The sequence below is a fragment of the Rhodococcus sp. WS1 genome, assembly GCF_003797745.1.
GTDB lineage: Bacteria > Actinomycetota > Actinomycetes > Mycobacteriales > Mycobacteriaceae > Rhodococcus_F > Rhodococcus_F erythropolis.
In genome coordinates, this window is the sequence record NZ_RKLZ01000002.1 from 1,381,308 (window position 1) to 1,400,392 (window position 19,085).

21 protein-coding genes are annotated in these 19,085 nt (G+C 63.1%); 11 read left to right on the plus strand and 10 right to left on the minus strand.

Features of this window, described 5'->3' with window-relative positions; translation table 11 throughout:
* The first annotated feature begins 49 nt into the window (after window positions 1-49).
* The gene (locus EEB12_RS19035; protein ID WP_047888324.1) at window positions 50-835 is read left to right on the plus strand and encodes an alpha/beta fold hydrolase; all 786 of its coding nucleotides are present in this window, start codon (window positions 50-52) and stop codon (window positions 833-835) included.
* 70 nt (window positions 836-905) lie between these two features.
* Complete coding sequence (locus EEB12_RS19040) at window positions 906-1,634, plus strand: Clp protease N-terminal domain-containing protein (RefSeq protein WP_181447541.1); 729 nt, start codon at window positions 906-908, stop codon at window positions 1,632-1,634.
* Window positions 1,635-1,703: 69 nt separating this feature from the next.
* Here EEB12_RS19040 and EEB12_RS19045 read toward each other — a convergent pair whose 3' ends face one another.
* Window positions 1,704-1,907: a cold-shock protein gene (locus tag EEB12_RS19045; protein ID WP_003939930.1), complete on the minus strand. Its 204-nt coding sequence runs from the start codon at window positions 1,905-1,907 to the stop codon at window positions 1,704-1,706.
* A 388-nt stretch (window positions 1,908-2,295) separates the two neighbouring features.
* On the opposite strand from EEB12_RS19045, the gene EEB12_RS19050 reads away from it, so the two are divergent.
* On the plus strand, window positions 2,296-3,300 hold the full coding sequence (locus EEB12_RS19050) for an ABC transporter substrate-binding protein (protein WP_084325471.1): 1,005 nt from the start codon (window positions 2,296-2,298) through the stop codon (window positions 3,298-3,300).
* Between the two features lie 46 nt (window positions 3,301-3,346).
* Window positions 3,347-4,066, plus strand: coding sequence for a dienelactone hydrolase family protein (locus EEB12_RS19055; protein ID WP_141488319.1), 720 nt, complete (start codon window positions 3,347-3,349; stop codon window positions 4,064-4,066).
* On the opposite strand, the gene EEB12_RS19060 is transcribed toward EEB12_RS19055, so the two are convergent.
* On the minus strand, window positions 4,067-4,792 hold the full coding sequence (locus tag EEB12_RS19060; RefSeq protein WP_070385190.1) for an SDR family NAD(P)-dependent oxidoreductase: 726 nt from the start codon (window positions 4,790-4,792) through the stop codon (window positions 4,067-4,069).
* A gap of 72 nt (window positions 4,793-4,864) precedes the next feature.
* Between EEB12_RS19060 and EEB12_RS19065 the strand changes: the two genes are divergently transcribed.
* On the plus strand, window positions 4,865-5,404 hold the full coding sequence (locus EEB12_RS19065) for a MarR family winged helix-turn-helix transcriptional regulator (protein WP_256922168.1): 540 nt from the start codon (window positions 4,865-4,867) through the stop codon (window positions 5,402-5,404).
* Here the strand turns inward: EEB12_RS19065 and EEB12_RS19070 are convergent, their stop codons facing one another.
* The 6 genes from EEB12_RS19070 to pcaH are packed head-to-tail and all read right to left on the minus strand — an operon-like array spanning window position 5,405 to window position 11,333.
* Window positions 5,405-6,616, minus strand: a complete 1,212-nt coding sequence (locus EEB12_RS19070) for an acetyl-CoA C-acetyltransferase (protein WP_084325396.1) — start codon at window positions 6,614-6,616, stop codon at window positions 5,405-5,407. It abuts the gene before it with no gap.
* 24 nt (window positions 6,617-6,640) lie between these two features.
* A complete protein-coding gene (locus EEB12_RS19075) occupies window positions 6,641-7,465 on the minus strand; it encodes an IclR family transcriptional regulator C-terminal domain-containing protein (protein WP_007730008.1) in 825 nt (274 codons plus the stop codon).
* Window positions 7,462-8,643 (minus strand): 3-oxoadipate enol-lactonase, encoded by a 1,182-nt coding sequence (gene pcaD / locus EEB12_RS19080; protein WP_020970944.1) that lies wholly within the window; start codon window positions 8,641-8,643, stop codon window positions 7,462-7,464. The genes EEB12_RS19075 and pcaD overlap by 4 nt, the downstream gene beginning before the upstream one ends.
* Window positions 8,640-9,968, minus strand: coding sequence for a 3-carboxy-cis,cis-muconate cycloisomerase (pcaB, locus tag EEB12_RS19085; RefSeq protein ID WP_020970943.1), 1,329 nt, complete (start codon window positions 9,966-9,968; stop codon window positions 8,640-8,642). The genes pcaD and pcaB overlap by 4 nt, the downstream gene beginning before the upstream one ends.
* Window positions 9,969-9,979: 11 nt before the next feature.
* The gene (gene pcaG / locus EEB12_RS19090; RefSeq protein ID WP_141488320.1) at window positions 9,980-10,621 is read right to left on the minus strand and encodes a protocatechuate 3,4-dioxygenase subunit alpha; all 642 of its coding nucleotides are present in this window, start codon (window positions 10,619-10,621) and stop codon (window positions 9,980-9,982) included.
* Window positions 10,614-11,333 (minus strand): protocatechuate 3,4-dioxygenase subunit beta, encoded by a 720-nt coding sequence (gene pcaH, locus EEB12_RS19095; protein WP_020909279.1) that lies wholly within the window; start codon window positions 11,331-11,333, stop codon window positions 10,614-10,616. Before pcaH ends, pcaG begins: the two co-directional genes overlap by 8 nt.
* Window positions 11,334-11,504: 171 nt before the next feature.
* Between pcaH and EEB12_RS19100 the strand changes: the two genes are divergently transcribed.
* Together EEB12_RS19100 and EEB12_RS19105 are read left to right on the plus strand one after the other, a co-directional pair.
* Window positions 11,505-12,251, plus strand: coding sequence for a CoA transferase subunit A (locus EEB12_RS19100; protein ID WP_007730016.1), 747 nt, complete (start codon window positions 11,505-11,507; stop codon window positions 12,249-12,251).
* The gene (locus EEB12_RS19105; RefSeq protein ID WP_029256368.1) at window positions 12,248-12,895 is read left to right on the plus strand and encodes a CoA transferase subunit B; all 648 of its coding nucleotides are present in this window, start codon (window positions 12,248-12,250) and stop codon (window positions 12,893-12,895) included. The genes EEB12_RS19100 and EEB12_RS19105 overlap by 4 nt, the downstream gene beginning before the upstream one ends.
* A gap of 63 nt (window positions 12,896-12,958) precedes the next feature.
* On the opposite strand, the gene EEB12_RS19110 is transcribed toward EEB12_RS19105, so the two are convergent.
* Window positions 12,959-13,837, minus strand: a complete 879-nt coding sequence (locus EEB12_RS19110) for an AraC family transcriptional regulator (RefSeq protein ID WP_029256367.1) — start codon at window positions 13,835-13,837, stop codon at window positions 12,959-12,961.
* Window positions 13,838-13,991: 154 nt separating this feature from the next.
* Between EEB12_RS19110 and EEB12_RS19115 the strand changes: the two genes are divergently transcribed.
* The 4 genes from EEB12_RS19115 to EEB12_RS19130 all read left to right on the plus strand — a co-directional run bounded on the left by EEB12_RS19115 (window position 13,992) and on the right by EEB12_RS19130 (window position 18,093).
* Entirely contained in the window at window positions 13,992-14,564 is a 573-nt protein-coding gene (locus tag EEB12_RS19115; protein ID WP_019745500.1) for a peroxidase-related enzyme, read from the plus strand.
* Between the two features lie 133 nt (window positions 14,565-14,697).
* On the plus strand, window positions 14,698-16,395 hold the full coding sequence (locus EEB12_RS19120; RefSeq protein WP_029256366.1) for a hypothetical protein: 1,698 nt from the start codon (window positions 14,698-14,700) through the stop codon (window positions 16,393-16,395).
* The gene (locus EEB12_RS19125) at window positions 16,367-16,984 is read left to right on the plus strand and encodes a sortase domain-bontaining protein (protein ID WP_141488321.1); all 618 of its coding nucleotides are present in this window, start codon (window positions 16,367-16,369) and stop codon (window positions 16,982-16,984) included. The genes EEB12_RS19120 and EEB12_RS19125 overlap by 29 nt, the downstream gene beginning before the upstream one ends.
* A gap of 26 nt (window positions 16,985-17,010) precedes the next feature.
* Window positions 17,011-18,093 (plus strand): M20/M25/M40 family metallo-hydrolase, encoded by a 1,083-nt coding sequence (locus EEB12_RS19130; protein ID WP_141488322.1) that lies wholly within the window; start codon window positions 17,011-17,013, stop codon window positions 18,091-18,093.
* Here the strand turns inward: EEB12_RS19130 and EEB12_RS19135 are convergent.
* Window positions 18,054-19,079 carry a LacI family DNA-binding transcriptional regulator gene (locus EEB12_RS19135; RefSeq protein ID WP_141488323.1) on the minus strand — a complete coding sequence of 342 codons (1,026 nt, stop codon included), beginning with the start codon at window positions 19,077-19,079 and terminating at the stop codon, window positions 18,054-18,056. The two genes, EEB12_RS19130 and EEB12_RS19135, sit on opposite strands and share 40 nt — an antisense overlap.
* Between the last annotated feature and the right edge of the window lie 6 nt (window positions 19,080-19,085).

Genomic DNA, 19,085 nt, shown 5'->3' on the forward strand with positions numbered 1-19,085 from the left:
CGCGGGCGGTCTAATCAGGTAGGCATTGACCAAACCTGAGGAGATCGACGTGCAAACAGAGCAATCCCCAGCGGTAGTGCAATCCCGCGACGGTACGACCATCGCATACGAACGCTCCGGTGCCGGACCAGCAGTGGTTCTGGTTGCCGGAGCGTTCTGCGATCGAGGATGGTTCGATTCTCTCGCTGCTGCGTTGGCGGCGGACTTCACGGTGTACTCGTACGACAGGCGCGGACGCGGGGACAGCGGTGACAGTCGCGCGTTCTCGATCGACGCCGAGGTGGAGGACTTGCGGGCGGTCGTCGCTGCCACCGGTGAAATGCCGCTGGTCTACGGATTGTCGTCGGGTGCTGCGCTGGCTTTGGAAGCCGCAGCGCAGGCCGTGCCGATGCGTAAGCTCGCCGTCTACGAGGCGCCGTACATGGATGACGACCAGCGTGACGAGACTGCCCAAAGTGACCTGGAGCGGTTGATCGCGGCCGGCGACAGGGAAGGTGCTGTGACGCGTTTTCTGGATCTGACCGGTGCATCCCCCGGGATGGTCGACGAGATCAAGCGGAGTGCCGATTGGCCCGACATGTGCGCCATCGCGCACACCTTGCCTTACGACGTCGCCGTGTGTGATCACGGCTGTCAGTCGCTCGACTGGCTTGCCTCCATTACCGTCCCTACATTTGTCATGTACGGCGGTGACAGTGGTCAATGGGCACCTGCCTCGGCGACGAGAATCGCTGCAAAAGTCTCGGGGACAAAGACTTTGGAGATCCCCGGTCAGGGGCACGGCGTTGCCGACGACGCTATTGTCCCGGCTCTGCGTGAGTTCTTTTCCGGCTAATCGCTGTGCGGCGAAAACGATCGTCAACCTAGGGTTGACGTTTTCGATTGCGTCAACCTATGGTTGACGCATGAGTAAACCAGTGGAAATGACCAACAAGGTTCGACTCGACGACCTCATCGACGCGATCAAGAAGGTGCACACCGACGCGCTCGACCAACTTTCCGACGCCGTGATCGCCGCTGATCATCTCGGTGAAGTTGCAGATCACCTGATCGGCCACTTTGTCGACCAGGCGCGCAGGTCGGGGGCGTCGTGGACGGAGATCGGTGCGAGCATGGGTGTGTCGAAGCAGGCTGCGCAGAAGCGTTTTGTTCCCAAGGCGCCGAGTGATCAGAAGCCGATGGATCCGAACGAAGGGTTCAACCGGTTCGCTCCTCGGGCGAAGAACGTCGTCATGGCCTCGCAGAACGAAGCCCGCGCTGCCGGTAACGCAGAGATCCAGCCCGAGCACCTGCTCCTGGGGCTTGTCGAGGAGCCTGCCGGGTTGGCTGCGAAGGCGATAGTGGCGCAGGGGGTGGAGCTCGGGTCCGTCCGAGCTGCAGTGGCCGGTGTACTCCCGGCTCCGACTTCCGAACTGCCAGAACTTATTCCGTACGACGCTCGCGCGCGCAAGGTCCTGGAACTGACGTTCCGTGAGGCTCTTCGTCTGGGCCACAACTACATCGGAACCGAGCATATCCTGCTCGCGCTGCTCGAACTCGAAGACGGATCAGGTGTTCTGGCTGATCTCGGATTCTCGAAGTCGGTTGCGGAGTCGAATATCGTGGGAGCGTTGGCCGTCATTCAGGATCAGTGATTCAGGGGTGAATCTGATGCAGAAGAGGGCCGCACCCTTGCGGGTGCGGCCCTCTTCTTGTGTCACTGATTAGACAGCGCGCACATTGGTGGCCTGAGGACCCTTCTGGCCCTGGCCAACCTCGAACTCCACACGCTGGTTCTCGTCGAGCGACTTGTAGCCGTTGCCCGAGATTTCAGAGTAATGAACGAACACGTCCGGTGTTCCGTCGTCGGGAGCGATGAAACCAAAGCCCTTTTCGCCGTTGAACCACTTCACGATGCCCTGTGCCATACCGATACTCCCTACAAACTCGATCCGGGCCCTCACATCGAAGTCCCGATCTCGATGTGTCTATCCTCCCACGCCGCGCAAGTCGAACGGTGGGCGACGTGCAAAAGACGGTAATTCGGAAGCTTTCGAGGAGGGAATGGCAACTGATCTTCGACTGATTTTCGACGCTGGAGCGACCCGATCGCCGAAGGCAGGGACTGGTGGCTCGCCCAACTGCCTGCGGTGATAGATCAGCGGGAATGTACTTGTCCGCTCGAGAACGGTCCATATTTATCGCTCCGATCTCTCGGAATCGCAAACGTAGGAACCCTATGGAAGATGAGGGTGGGCTAACCTCTCATTCGCTGTGCCCTCGGCGCGCGCAGCAGCCGAGAAGGAGAGTGCATACATGTACGGAACGATTTGTGAATCCACGACGTCTGAACTGGTGGACCAGCTCAGCCGCCGTGGGTTCTTCGGCGTCGGCGCAGTGGCAGCGGCCGCCATCCTTGCGGGTTGTTCGACTACGTCAGATGCCGCTGATGCCGGCGAACAACGCGAGGTGATCAATGCGCTCGGCACCACCACGATCTCGGGGAAGCCGGAAAGGATCGTTGTTGCCAGCGACTTCACGGATCTCGAATTCCTGCTCTCTCTCGGCGTTCACCCAGTCGCCTACGGCAATACGGGTGCGTGGGACCGCGGTGCACTGCCTTGGCAGAGCACCGCTGGAATAGCCGATCTCGAAAGCTTCGACACCACAGGCGAAATCAGCCCGGAAATCATCGCGCGCTACTCACCGGATCTCATCATCGGAATGAAGACCTATCTCGAACCGGCAGCCGAGAGGCTCAGCCAGATCGCGCCGGTCATCGCGCTGGACTGGACCACCTCGTGGCGTGACGGCGTCGCCACGGTCGGGCAGGCCGCTTTTGTCGACGAGGCCGCTGCTGCAGCGATCGCCAGGACCGACGCCCTGATCTCCGACACCGCCGCTTCGCTGAATGGCTTGGGTGGCAAGACGATCATGATCGGCTCGATGTACGGCGATCAGTTGTATGTGCAGGGGGATGCCAGTGCGCCCGGGGTTCTGCTGCGCGAACTCGGACTCAACTATCGCGGATACAACGCCGAGCAGATGACTGCGCTGTCGATGGAGCAGGCGGAGGTACTCGCACCCGCAGACATTTTGCTCAGCCTCGCTTCTGATCAGGAAGCGACGACGAGGTTGGAGAACTTCGCAGTTTTCCATAACCTCCCCGCGGTGAAGGCGCGAGCCTATGCGCCGGTCGAACTTCTGCTCTCGAATGCCTTTGTCGACAATTTCGGTCCACTGAGCGCGCCGTACGCCTTGCCGCAGCTCGCCGAGGTCTTGACCGGGCTTGCGGCGGGCCAGGGAAAACAGCTCCCCTGACCTCGCTTCCGAGCCTACGGACGCAGCGTCGGCCTAGCATCGAGACATGGTGGACATAGATCTGACGGGCCGCGCCGCAGTAGTCGGCGGATCACAACCGCTGCGAGCGATACTCGAAACACCCACTACCCCCGGCCCGTGGCCGGGGGTAGTGATGATTCACGAGGCCTTCGGGCTCGAGGAGGTGATGCAGCGGCAAGCCAAGCGACTGGCCGCTGCGGGGTTCCTGACGCTCGCTGTCGACCTCTACAGTGCGGGCGGGGCGAAGCGGTGCCTCGTGCCGACCATGACGTCGATGCTTCGAGGACACGGCAAGGCGTTCACCGACATCGAAGTCGCTCGCAGTTGGCTTTTGGAATCCCCGGACTGCACCGGAAAGATCGGTGTCATCGGATTCTGCATGGGCGGCGGCTTCGCGATGGTCAGCGCCGGAGATTTCGATGCTGCCTCGGTCAACTACGGTCAGCTTCCACGCAAACTCGATGAGGCCGTGGTGGATGCGTGCCCGATCGTCGGGAGTTTCGGAGGCAAGGACTTCTCGCTCCGGGGTGCGGCAGCGAAGCTGGAGACGGCGCTCAGCAATGCCGGTATCGAGAACGACGTCAAGGAGTACCCCACCGCCGGCCACGCGTTCCTCAACGACGCGGAGGCCGGACCCAAGGTGCTTCGTCCGTTGGAGCGCATCCTCGGAATCGGTCCCAATCCTGTTGCAGCGCAGGATGCCTGGAAGCGAATCGACTCGTTCTTCGAGCGTCACCTGGCATGATCAGCGACTGGTTCTCTCACCGCCGTTGACTGCCAATACCTGACCGGTGATCTGCCGGGCGCCCGGTGAGGCCAAGAAGTGGACGGCTGATGCGATGTCGTCCGGTGTTCCGGCGCGCTTGGTGCTGGTGGACTCGATCAGCATCGCGCGACGCTCGTCCGTCAGGAAGTCTCGGAAGAACTCGGTGTCGGCGATGTAGCCGGGGGAGACGATGTTCGCGGTGATGCCTTCGGGGCCCAGCTCGGCGGCCAGATCGATATTCCACGTCGCAACTGCGGCTTTGGCAGCGCCGTACGCGCCCGCGCCCTTGTCGGCGGCAATCGATCCGATGGTGATGACGGCACCGCCGCTGGGGATTCGATCGCGAACTGCGGCTGTGGTCAGCACTGCCGAGATGAGATTGGAGTCCAGATTCGCACGCCACCCGGCGGCCAGGGATTCCAGATCTGACGGCGCTTCGCGATCGAAGTCCGTGTTGCCACCGGCGCAGTGCACCACGACGTCGATGGTTCCCGGAAGCGAATCCTGCAGCCGCTTCAGGTCTTTCGGGTCGGAGTTGTCACACGTCAAGGCGTGAACATCGGAACCCAACTCCTCTGCGGTCTTTTCGAGTGGTTCCGTGCGTCGGCCGGTGACAAAAACTGTGTCTCCCTCTCGGGCGAACGCTGCTGCAACTGCGCGCCCGATCCCTGTTCCGCCGCCGGTTACCAGAACTGTGCGTGTCATGCCTACCTCCGTGAGCTACGTTTAGACCTATACAAAGAACGTATCATTTAGAGCTAAATGAGGTGTGCAGTGGTGGGCCATTACAACCCGGACGACGCGGTGGACGCGGTTGCGTTGGCCTGGCTTCGCGAAAGGCCGGGCACGCCCGTAGAGGGTATCGGCATTGTGACCAGGCTGTGGATGTGCGCCAAGCTGCTCGGTGAGGATCGCCGACGGGTACTCGCCTCGGCCGGTGCGGACACAGCCACGCTGGACCTACTCAGTGTCCTGCGGCGATCCGGCGAGCCGTATCAGTTGACGACTCGCCAGATCACCGAGCAGACCGGAGTCACGGCCGGTGCGATCTCGCAGCGACTCGCGCGCGCGGAGAACGCGGGTCTGGTGGAGAGGTCTTCCGCCGCGGAAGGGTCGCGAATAGTGCTCGTGACCCTCACTGCCGCCGGTCACGAACTGGTGGAGCAATTGGTGGACCGAGTCCTCGGCCGTGAAGCCGAACTGACGTCGATTCTCACCGAGCAGCAGCAGGCCGAACTCACCGAACTGCTGCGTGTCTTTCTCGACGGTCTACGCGGCGAACTCGGTGACCCTGGCGTCGCGCACGTCGGGGCTTGATCAGGACAGGCGCTCGAACACTGCAGCCAGGCCCTGCCCGCCGCCGATACACATCGTCTCGAGGCCGTAACGCGCTTCGCGACGGTCCATCTCGCGCAACAGGGTGGCCAGGATTCGTCCACCCGTGGCACCGACCGGATGGCCGAGGGAGATGCCGGAGCCGTTGGGGTTGACGCGCGGGTCGTCGGCTTCGAGCTTCCAACTCTGCAGGACTGCAAGTGCTTGTGCCGCAAAGGCTTCGTTGAGTTCGATGACATCCATGTCCGCCAAGGTCAATCCGAGGCGGCCGAGTGCCTTCTCCGACGCCGGGACGGGGCCGATGCCCATGGTGCGCGGGGGAACTCCGGCAACGCTCCAACTTGCCAGGCGTGCGAGGGGACGCAGTCCGAGTTCGCGGGCTTTGTCTGCGGTGGTGACGATCGCCATCGCTGCGCCGTCGTTCTGGCCGCTGGCATTACCTGCCGTCACGGTGGAGTCCGGATCGATCTTTGCGCGCATGGGACGTAGGCGTGCAAGCGATTCCATCGAAGTGTCGGCCCGCGGATGCTCGTCGGTGTCGACGAGCAGGGCCTCACCCTTGCGCTGCGGAACGGATACCGGAACGATTTCCTCGGCGAAGACGCCGTTCTTCTGTGCGGCAACGGCACGCTGATGCGACTGCACCGCGAGTGCGTCCTGATCTTCGCGGCTGATGGAGAACTCGGCGCGCAGGTTCTCTGCCGTTTCGATCATTCCGCCGGGAACCGGGAAGTCGCGTCCGCCGGCTGTCACGCGGGCGCGCGCGAGACGATCGCTGAGCGCAACACCTTCACCCTTGACACCCCAACGCATTCCGGTTGCGTAGAACTCAGCCTGGCTCATCGACTCGGCACCACCCGCGAGGACCAGATCACTGCCACCGGACTGAACCTGCATGACGGCCTGGATGATTGCCTGCAATCCCGACCCGCACCGGCGATCCACCTGCATGCCGGGAACATCGACGCCCAGACCGGCGTTGAGCGCCGCGATGCGTCCGATCGCCGGAGCTTCACCGTTCGGCGAAGCCTGGCCGAGAATGACGTCGTCGATCTCCGCGCCGGAAATGCCGGTACGCGTGACGAGTTCGGCGATCAACGCCGAGGCGAGATCTTCCGGGGCTACGTCACGGAAGACACCGCCGAAGCGGCCGACAGGGGTACGGAGCGGTTCACAGATGACAACGTCAGGCATTGGTTCTTCCTTGGGTATGCCCGGTCAGCGAGTGGCTGCCGAGTGATTGTTGGACGACTGAGTACGTCCGAGATCGACGGAGATGGCGTCCGCGGTGGCGACTGCGGCCGGAACCAGTTCACCGCGAACAGCTTCGGCGCTGTAGCGGGCGGCTTGGGTGGAGATGTTGACAGCCGCGACCACATCACCGGTTGCGTCCCGGATGGGTGCGGCGAGCGAGCGCAGACCCTCTTCGAGTTCCTGATCGACAATCGCGAATCCGTCGGCGCGAATCTTCTCGAGTTCGGCACGCAGACCGTCGGCGGTGGAGATGGTCTTGCCGGTCAGGCGGGCGAAGGACACTCGGGCGAGGTAGGCGTCCAGGGCGTCGTCCGGCAAGCCGGCGAGCAGAACTCGACCCATGGATGTGGCGTACGCGGGAAAGCGCGTGCCGATGGTGATGGAAACCGTCATGATGCGGCTGACCGGAACACGGGCCACGTACACGACGTCGTCACCGTCGAGGATCGACACGGACGTGGATTCACGGACCTTGGCGGACAAGGCTTCCAGATGCGGCCCGGCGATCTCGGGAAGGGACAGACTGGAGAGGTAGCTGTAGCCGAGTTCGAGGACTCGCGGCGTCAACCAGAACACTGAACCGTCAGTACGTACGTATTCGAGTTCGACGAGTGTGAGCAGGAAGCGGCGAGCAGTCGCACGCGTGAGATCGGTGTGCCTGGCAACTTCGCTGAGGGTCCGACGCGGGTGCTCACCGTCGAAAGCCTTGATGACGGACAGCCCACGGGCCAGCGACTGCACGTAGTCCGGTGACGGTCCCGGCGCTTGCTCGCTGCTGTTCTCACTCATGTTGTCTCGTTCTCCTCAGGTTCGGCCGAGAGGTCTGCGAGTGCTTGCTTTCCCAGCGCAAAAGCCAAGTTGCTGTTCGGCACACCCGCATAAACCGCGGTATGGAGAAATACTTCCACGAGTTCGTCGGGATCGATCCCGGCACGCAGCGCAGCGCGAATGTGCATGTCGAGTTCGTGTTCGTTGCCGACGGCAGTGAGGATCGCGAGAGTGAGGAGCCTACGGGTGTGGTGATCGAGGCCGGGGCGTGACCAGATGTCGCCCCACGCCGTACGAGTGATGAAGTCCTGGAACGGGGCCGTGAACTCGGTGGCACCGGCGATGGAACGGTCGACGTGGGCGTCGCCGAGCACCTGACGTCGTACGGTCATGCCAGCCGACACCGCGGCGCTACGTTGGGCGAGCGCAGATGTGTGCGAGGCAATATGCGTTGCAAGCAGTTTGGTGACGCGCCCGGCCTGTTCGACGTTGGCGAGGTGTGCGCCGGGATCGACCACGTGCAGTACCGCATCGGCGATACCGTCGGCGATCGCGCTCAACGTCGCCGGAGGTGTCGACGGATCCTGCTCGCCCGCGACGAGGAGCGTCGGAGCGACGATGCGGGCCAGGTCGGCGCGGCCGTCCCACATCGAAAGCGCCTCGCAGCAGGCGGCATAACCCTCGTCGGGTGTGGCTTCGACCATCGCGACGTGGCGGGCGACAAGCTCCGGATCGTTTTCGGCCAGTCCCGGCGTGAACCAGCGTCCGACGACGGCGGCCGCGATGGACGCGATGCCGTCCGCACGGACAGCCTGCGCACGATCGATCCACGGCTGAGCCGGGGCGAACTGCGAGGACGTGCACATCAACGTCAACGTCTCGACGCGAGTGGGGTGGTGCGCGGCGATCCATTGGCTGACAGCGCCGCCGAGGGAGAGCCCAACGAGATGTACGGACTCGAGTTCGAGCGAATCGAGGAGAGCGATGACATCGCCGGCGAGATCGGCAATGGAGTAGGGGCCCGCAGGCACCGGTGACTTGCCGTGGCCGCGATGGTCGACGGCGATGACGCGGTAGCGATTCGACAGCGCGTGAATCTGCGGCTGCCACATGGACAGATCGGATCCGAGTGAACCCAGGAGAACCACTGCCGGGGCATCGGGATTGCCGGTCTGTTGAAAGTTGAGCGCGACGCTCATCGAGATCCTCCTGTGGGGCGTTCGGCGAGGGCGCGGTCGACCAGATCGGTGGCGTGGCCCAGATAGTGTGCGGGGTCGAGTAGTTCGGCGATCTCGGTTTCGCTGAGGTGCTCTGCGATGGCGGGATCACGATCCAACCTGGTTCCGGAAGTGGCTGCCGCGGTGACGATGTCGCGTGCTCGATCAGTGTGTGCGGACAGGGCCTTGGTGACACGCTCGGCGAGAATCAGGCCACCGGTGATGTCGAGATTACGAGCCATCGACTCGGTGTGTACTTGCAGGCCGGTGAGGCTCACGGAAAGCTGGTGCGCTGCTCCGCCTGCCAGACGCAGGAGATCGGTGACGGTTTCCCACTCGGCGTGCCAGGGGCCTGCGGCGCGAGCGAATTCGTGATCCATGTTCGACAGGGCTGTGGCCACCAGTGCGGGAGCACGTCGCGCTGCTGCGCGGGCGGTGATCGCGGCAACCGGATTCTGCTTGTGCGGCATGGCCGATGAGCCGCCCGGAGCGCTCTCGGCGACCTCGGACAGCTCGGTGGACGCCATGACGGTGATGTCGGTGGCGGGCTTGGAAACGGCGCCGGCGACGATACCGAGTGTGGTCGCGAGTTCTGCGATGGTCACGCGGTCGGTGTGCCAGGGAGTGACCTGCCTGGCCAGACCGAGTTCGTCGGCCAGCGCGTCCGCGATCCTGAGCCCGTCGGGATACAACGCAGCGAGTGTTCCTGCGGCTCCGCCGAATTGAACCGGCAACGTGGACAGCACGATTTCGAGACGAATCGCTGCGGCGTCGAGTGCGGTGAACCAACTCGATGCCAGTAGCCCGAAGGTGGTCGGAAGTGCTTGTTGTCCCAGGGTTCTCGCGACCATCGGAGTAGAGCGATGGATGCGGGCGAGGTGGGCGGCGGAATCGGCGGCGCGGGTCAGGTCGGCCAGAACCACTGTGCCCGCGCGTCGCGTCAACAGCATCAGCGCACAGTCCATGATGTCCTGACTGGTGGCGCCCGGGTGCACCACGGAGGCAGGCACACCTTCCTGTCCCACCCTTTCGCGCAGCATCTTCACCAGCGGAATGACGGGATTTCCGCCGGTGGCCGACGCGCGGCCGAGCGCCACGATGTCCAGGCCGCCCGGTTGTGAGAGTTCAGCTGCGGCGGTCGCCACCGCGGCGCAATGTTCCCCGTCGGCCAACCCGACAGTGGCCATCGCACAACTCAGTGCGGCTTCCACGTCGAGCAGCGCGGTGACCCACGCCTGGTCGGACAGGTGCTCCGATACTCGGGTGGCCCCGAACACCGGATCGAACAGTGCGCCGCGAGTGGGCATGTGTACTCCTCTTACAGCTCGAAGAAGGGCGTCTCGACGCCGTTCGCGTCCTCGTCCTGAACATAGACCGTCCAGGAGTACCCACCGTCGACCTTGGTTGCAACCAACTTCGCGCGTTCGGTTTCGCTCAGTGAGGACAGCACCGGATCTGTTGCGTGTGCGTCGGTGTCCTCGGGGAAGTACAAGCGGGTGACCAGGCGGTCGAGCATGCCGCGAGCGAAGACCGACACGTTCACGTGTGGGGCCTCGTCCGCATCCGTTTCAGTGGGCTGCGCTCCGGGCTTGACGGTGTAGACCAGTGCGGTGCCGGTGGAATCTGCTGCGCTGCGGGCGAATCCGCGAAAACCCGCCGGAGTGAGGTCCACTGCGCCGCGGGGATCGTCCGGATGGTTGAAGCGTCCGAGCGTATCGGCCTGCCATGTTTCGATCATCGCGTCGGCGACGGGTGTGCGGGCGCCGTCGATCACCGTGATGGCCAGCGTGATTCGTCCGGGGGTGTCGCTCGGGGCAGCGTCGGGGCCGTCCGTCCAGGGGAGGCCGATGTGCCAGTACGGTCCGACGGTCTGAGAGGGCGTGACCCCGAAGGGGGCGGTGGTGAAGTCTCCGGGGACGACCGGATAAGTGGGTGCGGGCTTCGCGGTGCGATCAGTCATCGTGGTCTTCCTCGTTCTCGAATACGGAGGCATTACGGCCGCGCAGGACGATGTCGAAGCGGAACCCGAGAGCCCAGTTGGGGACTGTGGCGTCGTAGTCGAAGACGCTGACCATGCGGTGACGGGCTGCTTCGGGTACCGCGTTGTAGATCGGGTCCTGGAAGAACATCGGATCCTCGGGGAAGTACATCTGTGTCACGAGGCGCTGCGTGAATGCGGTGCCGAACAGCGAGAAATGGATGTGGGCCGGTCGCCAGGCGTTGTCGTGGTTCATCCACGGGTAGGCGCCCGGCTTGATCGTGGTGAAGCTGTAGTGGCCGTTCGCGTCGGTCACGCAGCGACCGAGCCCGTTGAAGAACGGGTCCAGCGGCGCGGGCCAGTTGTCGCCGGTGTGGCGGTAGCGTCCACCGGCGTTGGCCTGCCACACCTCGAGCAGTGTGTGGGGGACCGGCTTTCCGTCGCCGTCGAGTACACGGCCGTGAACGACGATGCGCTGTCCCTGTGCTTCGCCGCCGTTGGCAATGGTCAGGTCGTTTTCGCCGGCGCCGACGCGATCTTCGCCGAATACCGGCCCGGTGAGCTCCGTGAGGCGCTGGGGGAGCAGCTTCAGCGGTTGCTTCGGGTGGCGAAGAGAAGTGGTCTTGTAGTCCGCGAAATCGGCCGGGGCGTTGACGCCAGTCGGCCGCTGGTACCTCGGCGGTAGATGCAGCATAGGGAACCTCGTCGTTCGGTTACGTGAAGTTGTTCGCAATGTGTACATGTGTTGCGCTCTGCGAACAGAATAGTTCGTAGATGTGACCCAGGCAATGCCGGGGGCGAAAAATGTTCGTGATGCGCACGGGGGTTCACAATACGTACGCACCGCGCTACTGTGATCGACATGATGGACAAAGTCATTCCCACTGCTGCCGAGGCCGTCGCCGACGTGCCGGACGGCGTCACGATCGCTGTCGGAGGTTTCGGGCTCGTCGGAGTGCCGGAAATCCTCATCGATGCGCTCCTCGAGCAGGGCGCGACATCACTCGAAACGGTGAGCAACAACTGCGGCACCGACGGGTTCGGGCTCGGAGTGCTTCTGGAGAAGGGGCGTATCCGTCGTACTGTCAGCTCGTACGTCGGCTCCAACAAGGAGTTCGCGCGTCAGTACCTTTCCGGCGAGCTGGAAGTCGAACTCACGCCGCAGGGCACGCTCGCCGAGCGCATGCGCGCCGGGGGAGCGGGCATCCCCGCGTTCTTCACCCCGGCCGGCGTCGGCACCCAGGTCGCCGACGGTGGCCTGCCACTGCGTTACGACGGCAACGGCGGCATCGCAGTTGCCAGTCCGCCCAAGGAAACTCGTGACTTCGACGGCGTCACCTACGTGATGGAGCGCGGCATCGTCGCCGACTATGCGCTGGTCCACGCCTGGAAAGGTGACCGGCACGGCAACCTCGTCTACCGCGCGAGTACCCAGAACTTCAATCCGGCTGCAGCAACGTCGGGGCGCATCACCATTGCGCAGGTCGAGCACCTCGTCGAGCCGGGTGAGCTCGACCCTGCCGAGATCCACACGCCGGGCATTCACGTTCAGCGTGTTGTCCACGTCGGCCCCGTGACGGTCGGCATCGAGAATCGGACGGTACGAGCATGACTTCTGTACTACCCACCAAACTCACCCGCGAAGAGATGGCGGCCCGCGTCGCGCGAGAACTCGAGGACGGGCAGTACGTGAACCTCGGCATCGGTATGCCGACGCTGGTTCCGAACTACCTCCCGACCGACATCACCGTTGTATTGCATTCGGAGAACGGCGTTCTGGGCGTGGGGCCGTACCCGACCGAGGACGAACTCGATCCCGAGCTGATCAATGCGGGCAAGGAGACCATCACCGTTCTCCCGGGTGCGTCGTTCTTCGACTCCTCAGCGTCGTTCGGCATGATCCGCGGCGGCCAGGTCGACGTTGCCGTGCTCGGTGCCATGCAGGTCAGTGCCACCGGAGACCTCGCGAACTGGATGATCCCCGGCCACATGGTCAAAGGCATGGGCGGCGCGATGGATCTGGTCCACGGCGCAAAGCGCGTCATCGTGATGATGGAGCACGTCTCGAAGAAGGGTGAGCACAAGATCGTCGAGGAGTGCTCGCTTCCGCTGACCGGTAAGGGCTGCGTCCAGCGAATCATCACCGACATGGCCGTGATCGACGTGACTGACGACGGTCTCCGCCTGGTGGAGACGGCGCCGGGCATCAGCGTCGACGACGTGGTTGCTACCACCGGAGCGAAACTGATTCTTTGACAGTATGTTTCATCTGATGGCTCAGCCGCCGGGTCGTGACTTCCATCCGACCCGGCGGCTGTTTTACGCCCCGACGTCGTTCAGCTCGCTCTCGACCGGAATCCAGAGCTCGAACCGTGCGACGGTGAAATCGTCGTTGTATTCGGTACGCATGATCTCGGGACCAGGTACGGAGCGAAAAGGGTTGGCCGGGAACCATTCCGTGTAGATATCTCGCCACAAGTACTGCACAGATTCGATTGCCGACCCGTCGGCGGTGAACACGGCCCACGTGTGTGCGTCGACCGTCAGCACATCGAAACCCGTGGGTGAAGGTTTGCCGGTGACCACTCCCAGGTAGTAATCCAGTTCTGTGCCTTCGGTTCTGGGATGCGCCAAATTGTCGACGACACTGACGATTCCCGCCGGTTCCTGATCGGACAGCTCGCGCAACCCGCGCAACGCAACTTTGTCCACGGAGCGGGTGAAATCTTCGATCGCAGAATTGGGACCTTCGTGAACCAGTGGAACCCGGGTCTTGAACCCGACTACCGTCAGGGCAGGTTTGTCCACAAGCATGTAGTCCATCGGTGTGGCTCCTTCCAACGTCACATGAATGACAAGTTTCGGTTGTGATTTGAGAACGGCGGGAGCGCGTTTGACCGTGCCGGGGCTCACGCCGTGAAATGCGGTGAACGCTCGTGTGAAGGCTTCCGCGGACGAGTAGCCGTACTTCACGGCGGTCTCCAACACTCCTGATCTGCTGACGGACAACTCGGCACCGGCCAGGGTGAGTCGACGTCGACGGATGTATTCGGATACGGGAATGCCGGCCAGGGCCGAGAACATCCGCCGAAAGTGATACTCCGAGGTGGTTGCCAGCCTTGCCATCTCGGCTGTGTCGATCTCGCCGCTCAGATTGTTTTCGATGTAGTCGAGCGCGCGGTTCAGTCCGTCGATCATCGTGTCTTCCTGTTCACGGGTTTTACGCTACGCAGATCACTTGGGCCGTACCCGACTATCCGTGCCCGAAAAAGTAGGGCAGGAAATGCATCTGGACAACTCAGTTAATCATCATTATCTTGAATCGAACATCGATGGTTGACCAGGAGGCACAGTGAGCACCCGTTTTCCGCAGGCTGAATTGACCGAGGTGCCCGAGGACATCGCCGCCAGGATTCTCGAGATCCAGGAGAAGTCAGGGTTCGTGCCCAACGTCTTCCTGATGTTCGCTCGGCGGCCAGCCGAGTTCCGGGCATTCTTCGCATACCACGACGCGATCATGCTCAAGGAAGATTCCGCACTCACCAAGGGCGATCGAGAAATGATCGTCACCACGATCTCTGCGGCCAACAAATGTACGTACTGCGTTGTCGCGCACGGCGCGATTCTGCGTATCTACGAGAAGAAGCCGCTGGTTGCCGACCAGGTTGCGGTCAACTATCGCACCGCAGAGATCTCCGATCGTCAGCGCGCGATGCTCGACTTCGCCACCAAGGTGAACTCCGCCTCGCACGAAATCGCCGACGTCGACTTCGACACCCTCCGTGTGCACGGCTTCGGCGACGAGGACGCGTGGGACATCGCCGCGATCACTGCATTCTTCGGGCTGAGCAATCGCATGGCGAGCTTCTCCGGCATGCTGCCCAATCCGGAGTTCTACCTGATGGGGCGCGTTCCGCGGTCCTGATTCCTGCGACTCGAACATAAGCTTTCAATTTTTCGGACCGACCGGTCGTAACGTCTGGAACTCAGCCGACGAAGTAAAGGCTGTCCACGCCGGAATTGCCGTCTTCGTAAAGAAGGCCGAAAGGTTGAGCGCTATGTCGGAGAAGTCCATCGCCCATTCTCGGAGGGTCCGCTCTGCGGCCGCCGGTGCCGTACTAGCTCTCGGATTGGCGGTGGGCGGCACAGGAATTGCATCGGCAGAGCCCGAAACCGTGTGTACCCCGAGTGCCGATCCGCTGGTGACCTGCGCAGAGGAAGAGGCAGCTGCCACCACCGACGCCGACGCGGCGACGAGCACCGAGACCACACCCGAGAAGGTTGAAGCCGGGGTCGCGGGCGCGGGCAGTGCCGAAACCGCAGTTACGGACGCCGCAGCACTGGCGGAAGCCGAAGCAAAAGCCAAAGCAGCAGCCGACGCGGCAGCGAAGGCCGCCGAAGCAGCCGCGACGGCAGGGGTCGACTCGTCCGCAGCGACAGACACTTCGGTGAAGGCGACCGAGGCAATGACTCAGGCGAGCGTCGAGGCAACCAAGGCGGCGGTCGAATCGACCAAGGCCAAGGCGGAGGCAGGGGCCGCGGAACAGTCCGCCAAGGAAGCTGAAGAGGCAGCCAAGGTTGCGGAGTCCGCGGCGGCCGATGCGAAAGAGGTAGCAAAAACAGCTCAGGCAGAAGCAGACGCGGCCGCAGCCAAGGCTGCTGAACTTGAGGAAGCTGCGAAGGCCGCCGGTTCGGGGCCCAAGACCGAAGAGGCAGCAAAGGCGCGCGCCGAGGCTAATGCTCTGCAAGCCAAAGCCGATGAGGCGAAGGCTGCCGCGGATGCAAACGCCAAGCTGGTTGCGGACAAGAACAAGGAAGCCGAGGAAGCCTTCAAGAACTGGGATTTCGCGAAGGCAGCCGTCGCTAAGGCTCAGGCTCTGGCCGCCGCATGGAACGCCAAGCAGCTCGCGATCACCGTCAAGGAAACTCAGAAAGTGGCCACCGCCGCGGAAACCACGGCCAAGGCAGCCGAGTCCGCGGCTGCCACCGAGGTAGAAGCTGCCACCGCCGCCCGTAAGGCTGCTGATGAAGCGGCAGCTACCGCAGCTTCCGCACAGAAGGACGCCGACGCTGCGCAGAAGGCCGCGGAGACGGCCCAGGCCGAAGCCGATGCTGCGGGCGAGGCTGCCACCGACAAGCGAGCCATTGCCGACGAAAAGGCTGCCGAAGCCGCCAAGAAGGCCGAAGCTGCCGAAGCGGCGAGCAAGAAGGCGCAGGATCTCTACCTAGCCGCCGAAGACGCGAAGGCCGCAGCCGACGCCGCAGCAGCAAAGGCCAAGGAAGCTCAGGCCGCTGCAGCCGCCGCAAAGGCCGAAGCGGATGCAGCGCAGAAGATCGTCGACGAGCTCAAGGCAAAGGGCGAGAAGGAGATCGACAACGGAACAGGCGTCGGCGGTGAAGTGATCATCGGTGAGCACACCGACGACGGCTCCGGGGTCACGAAGGTCGACGAGACCACCGCTGTAGTGAACAAGACCGGCGTCAAGCTGGTCGGCTACTACAACAACAAGGGCGCCTTCGACGTCGTCGACTACTACGTCACCGACGCCGACGGCGATCCGGCACTTGCAGGAAGCCTGCCCCCCGTCGAACTTGCTCTCGGTGACACTGCAAGCAGCAGTACCAGCGGCAGCAGCAGTTCCAACCTGCCGGCTGTACTGATCGGCGTCGGAGTCGTGGGCGCTGCCGCCGCAGCAGCTACGACGGTGGTTGTTCGTCGCAAGCGTCATGACGGCCCGGGCAACACGTCTGCGTAGCGCCGGCCTCTCGGCGGTAGCGATCCTCACCCTCCTCGCATCCGGATGTTCGGGCGAGAATGCGGGATCGCTACCTGACCGCTCGCCGGTGCAGTCGCATATCGCGGCTGCACCGGCTTCGGTGACCGTCGATCCGGCAGAACCCGAGAGGATCGAGTTGAGGTCTGCGTCCGGGGTCACGTACCTGAGCAGTCCGTTGCACTCGGAGAAACTGATGCGCGGCGGCGAGAGTGGGCAGCAACTGAATCCCGTCGACGAACTGCCGGTGTGGTGGGGCGAGAGCGGAATGCCGGGAACGTCGACCACACAAACAGTTGTCGTGGTCGGCCACAACTACACCACTCGCGAAGCACCGTTCCGGACACTCCGGGTGGTGGAGCCAGGCGATCGAATTCTCCTGGGTACACCGAACGGCACACTCGAGTACGACGTCGAAACAGTCGGGCCGCTGCACAAAGGTTCGCTGCTGGGAACTCACGAGTTGCGTGAATCAGTTCCCGGACGGTTGATCCTCGCCAATTGTGATGTGGTCGAAGGAGAGTCGACCGACGACAATTACGTCGTCATCGCCCAGCTGGCAGCGCACTGAATCCGTGGCAGTGCAAGAATAGGGACATGGATTCCCTCGGACTTCTCTCGGAACTGGTAGCTCTCGACACGGTCTCGGGGGAGGCCGCTCCTCAACGGCGGGCGATGGATTCGATTGTCTCGTTGGTTCTCTCACGTGCGCCACAGGCGAAGGTGGAGTCAGACCTGACCGGCAATCATCCCTGGGCCTTGATCACCAACGAAGCTGCACCTTCGGCAGCCAGACTACTGTTCGCCTGCCACGTGGACACGGTGCCAGTGGGCACTGTCTCCGACTGGGAGTTCGACCCGTACGCCGCACAGGTCGACGGCGAATTGTTCCTCGGCAGAGGGACATCGGATATGAAGGCCGGCCTTGTTGCCGCTACTGCCGCGGTTGTCGACGCTTTCGAACGTGGAGTCCCGGTCGCACTACTGCTGACGAGCGACGAGGAAATCGGATCGCTCGGGGCCGTTCGTTCGGCCGACGCCGTGGCGAATCTCGAGGTCGGGGCTGTCATCGTTCCCGAGGCGACCGGCAATCGCATCAACCTGGGGCACCGCGGTGCACTGTGGCTCGAAGTGTCCGTCAAAGGAAAAGCCGCGCACGGGAGTACGCCGCAGCGAGGAACTAACGCTGTCCTCAAACTGCTTGACGTCGTCGATCGAGCTCGGCGTGAGCTTCCGCTGTCGTCCGACGTATTTCTGGGCGCCGAAACCTGGAACCTCGGTTTGGTCGGCGGCGGTTCGGCTCCGAACATCGTGCCGGACAATGCACGTGCGGTGATCGATCACCGCACGGTGGGAGACGGCGCAGACCTGCTTGCATGGTGGCGCGCCCAACCGGAAGTCGACTCGGTGGAGACGTCGATTCACCTGGGAGGTGTGCGTACCGACGCGTCGGATCCGTGGTTGGCTACCTTGCCGATCCCTGTTGCAACCGAACCGGTTTCGTACTTCACCGACGCTTCGGTGCTGGCAGCGGCCGCCCCCGGCGCTCCCGTCGTGATCTGGGGCCCTGGCACTCCCTCGTTGATGCATGCGGCCAACGAAAGCGTCAAGGTCTCGGAACTGGACGATGCAATTGCGGCTTACGGTGCGGTGGCTGCTGCTTGGCCGACGGTGGACTGACGGACAATCAGTTCAGGAGCAAGCGCAATGTGGGCTGTCGACTCGGAAGAGTTGTTCATCGCCTGATCCAGAAGTCGCACAGCTTCTTCCGCGATTCTCTCCTGTGGCTGCCCGACGGTGGTCAACGGAGGGTTGCACAACTCGGAGAAGGGAATGTTGTCGAAACCGGTGACCAGAACGTCGCCGGGAACGTCGATGCCTAATGTGTGGCAGGTCTGCAGCACACCGAGCGCGATCAGGTCGTCGGCGCAGACCAAGGCGTCGGGGCGAGTCTTGCCGGTCAGGATGGTGTTGGACGCCGTGCGTCCCCATTCGATCGAATACTCGCCGAGTTGTGTCCACTCGTCACGAGTTTCGATTCCCATTCGATCCGCATGGCGGAAGAATCCGGCTCGGCGAAGTTCGGTCGACGAATTGGTCAGCTCGGAACTGATGAAGGCAGCCGATCGCGCGCCGCGCTCGGACAGATGCTCCATCACGAGTGATTGAGCGGCGTCGTCGTCGACACCGACCCAGTCCGTTTGGGTATCCATTGCAAACCGGTCCAGTTGAACGACCGGAAGCGTTGCTGCGCTGGCTCGTACTGCTTCGGCACTCAATTCGCCGTGGCACGGGCTGATGATGATTCCGTCCACCTGCCGCGAGACGAGCGACTTGAGCCGCTGCGCTTCCACGTCGGGATCGGAACGAGAATCGCACAGGAACAGTTGTAGGCCGCGCTGAGCGAGGACGTGTTCGACGTTGACCACCAGCGAAGTGAAGAAGGGATTCGCGATACTGGGAACCACCATTCCGACAGTGTCCGTCCGATTACGACGCAGTGAGCTGGCGATGATGTTTCCCGAGTATCCGAGAGAATCCGCGGCTCGTTTGATCGTCGCTGCAAGCTCGTCCGAGACAGGGCGGGATCCGGACAGTGCCCGCGACACGGTGGCAGTCGAGACCCCGGCCAGTTCCGCGACATCGCGAATGGTCGCCTTGCGCATGCGTCC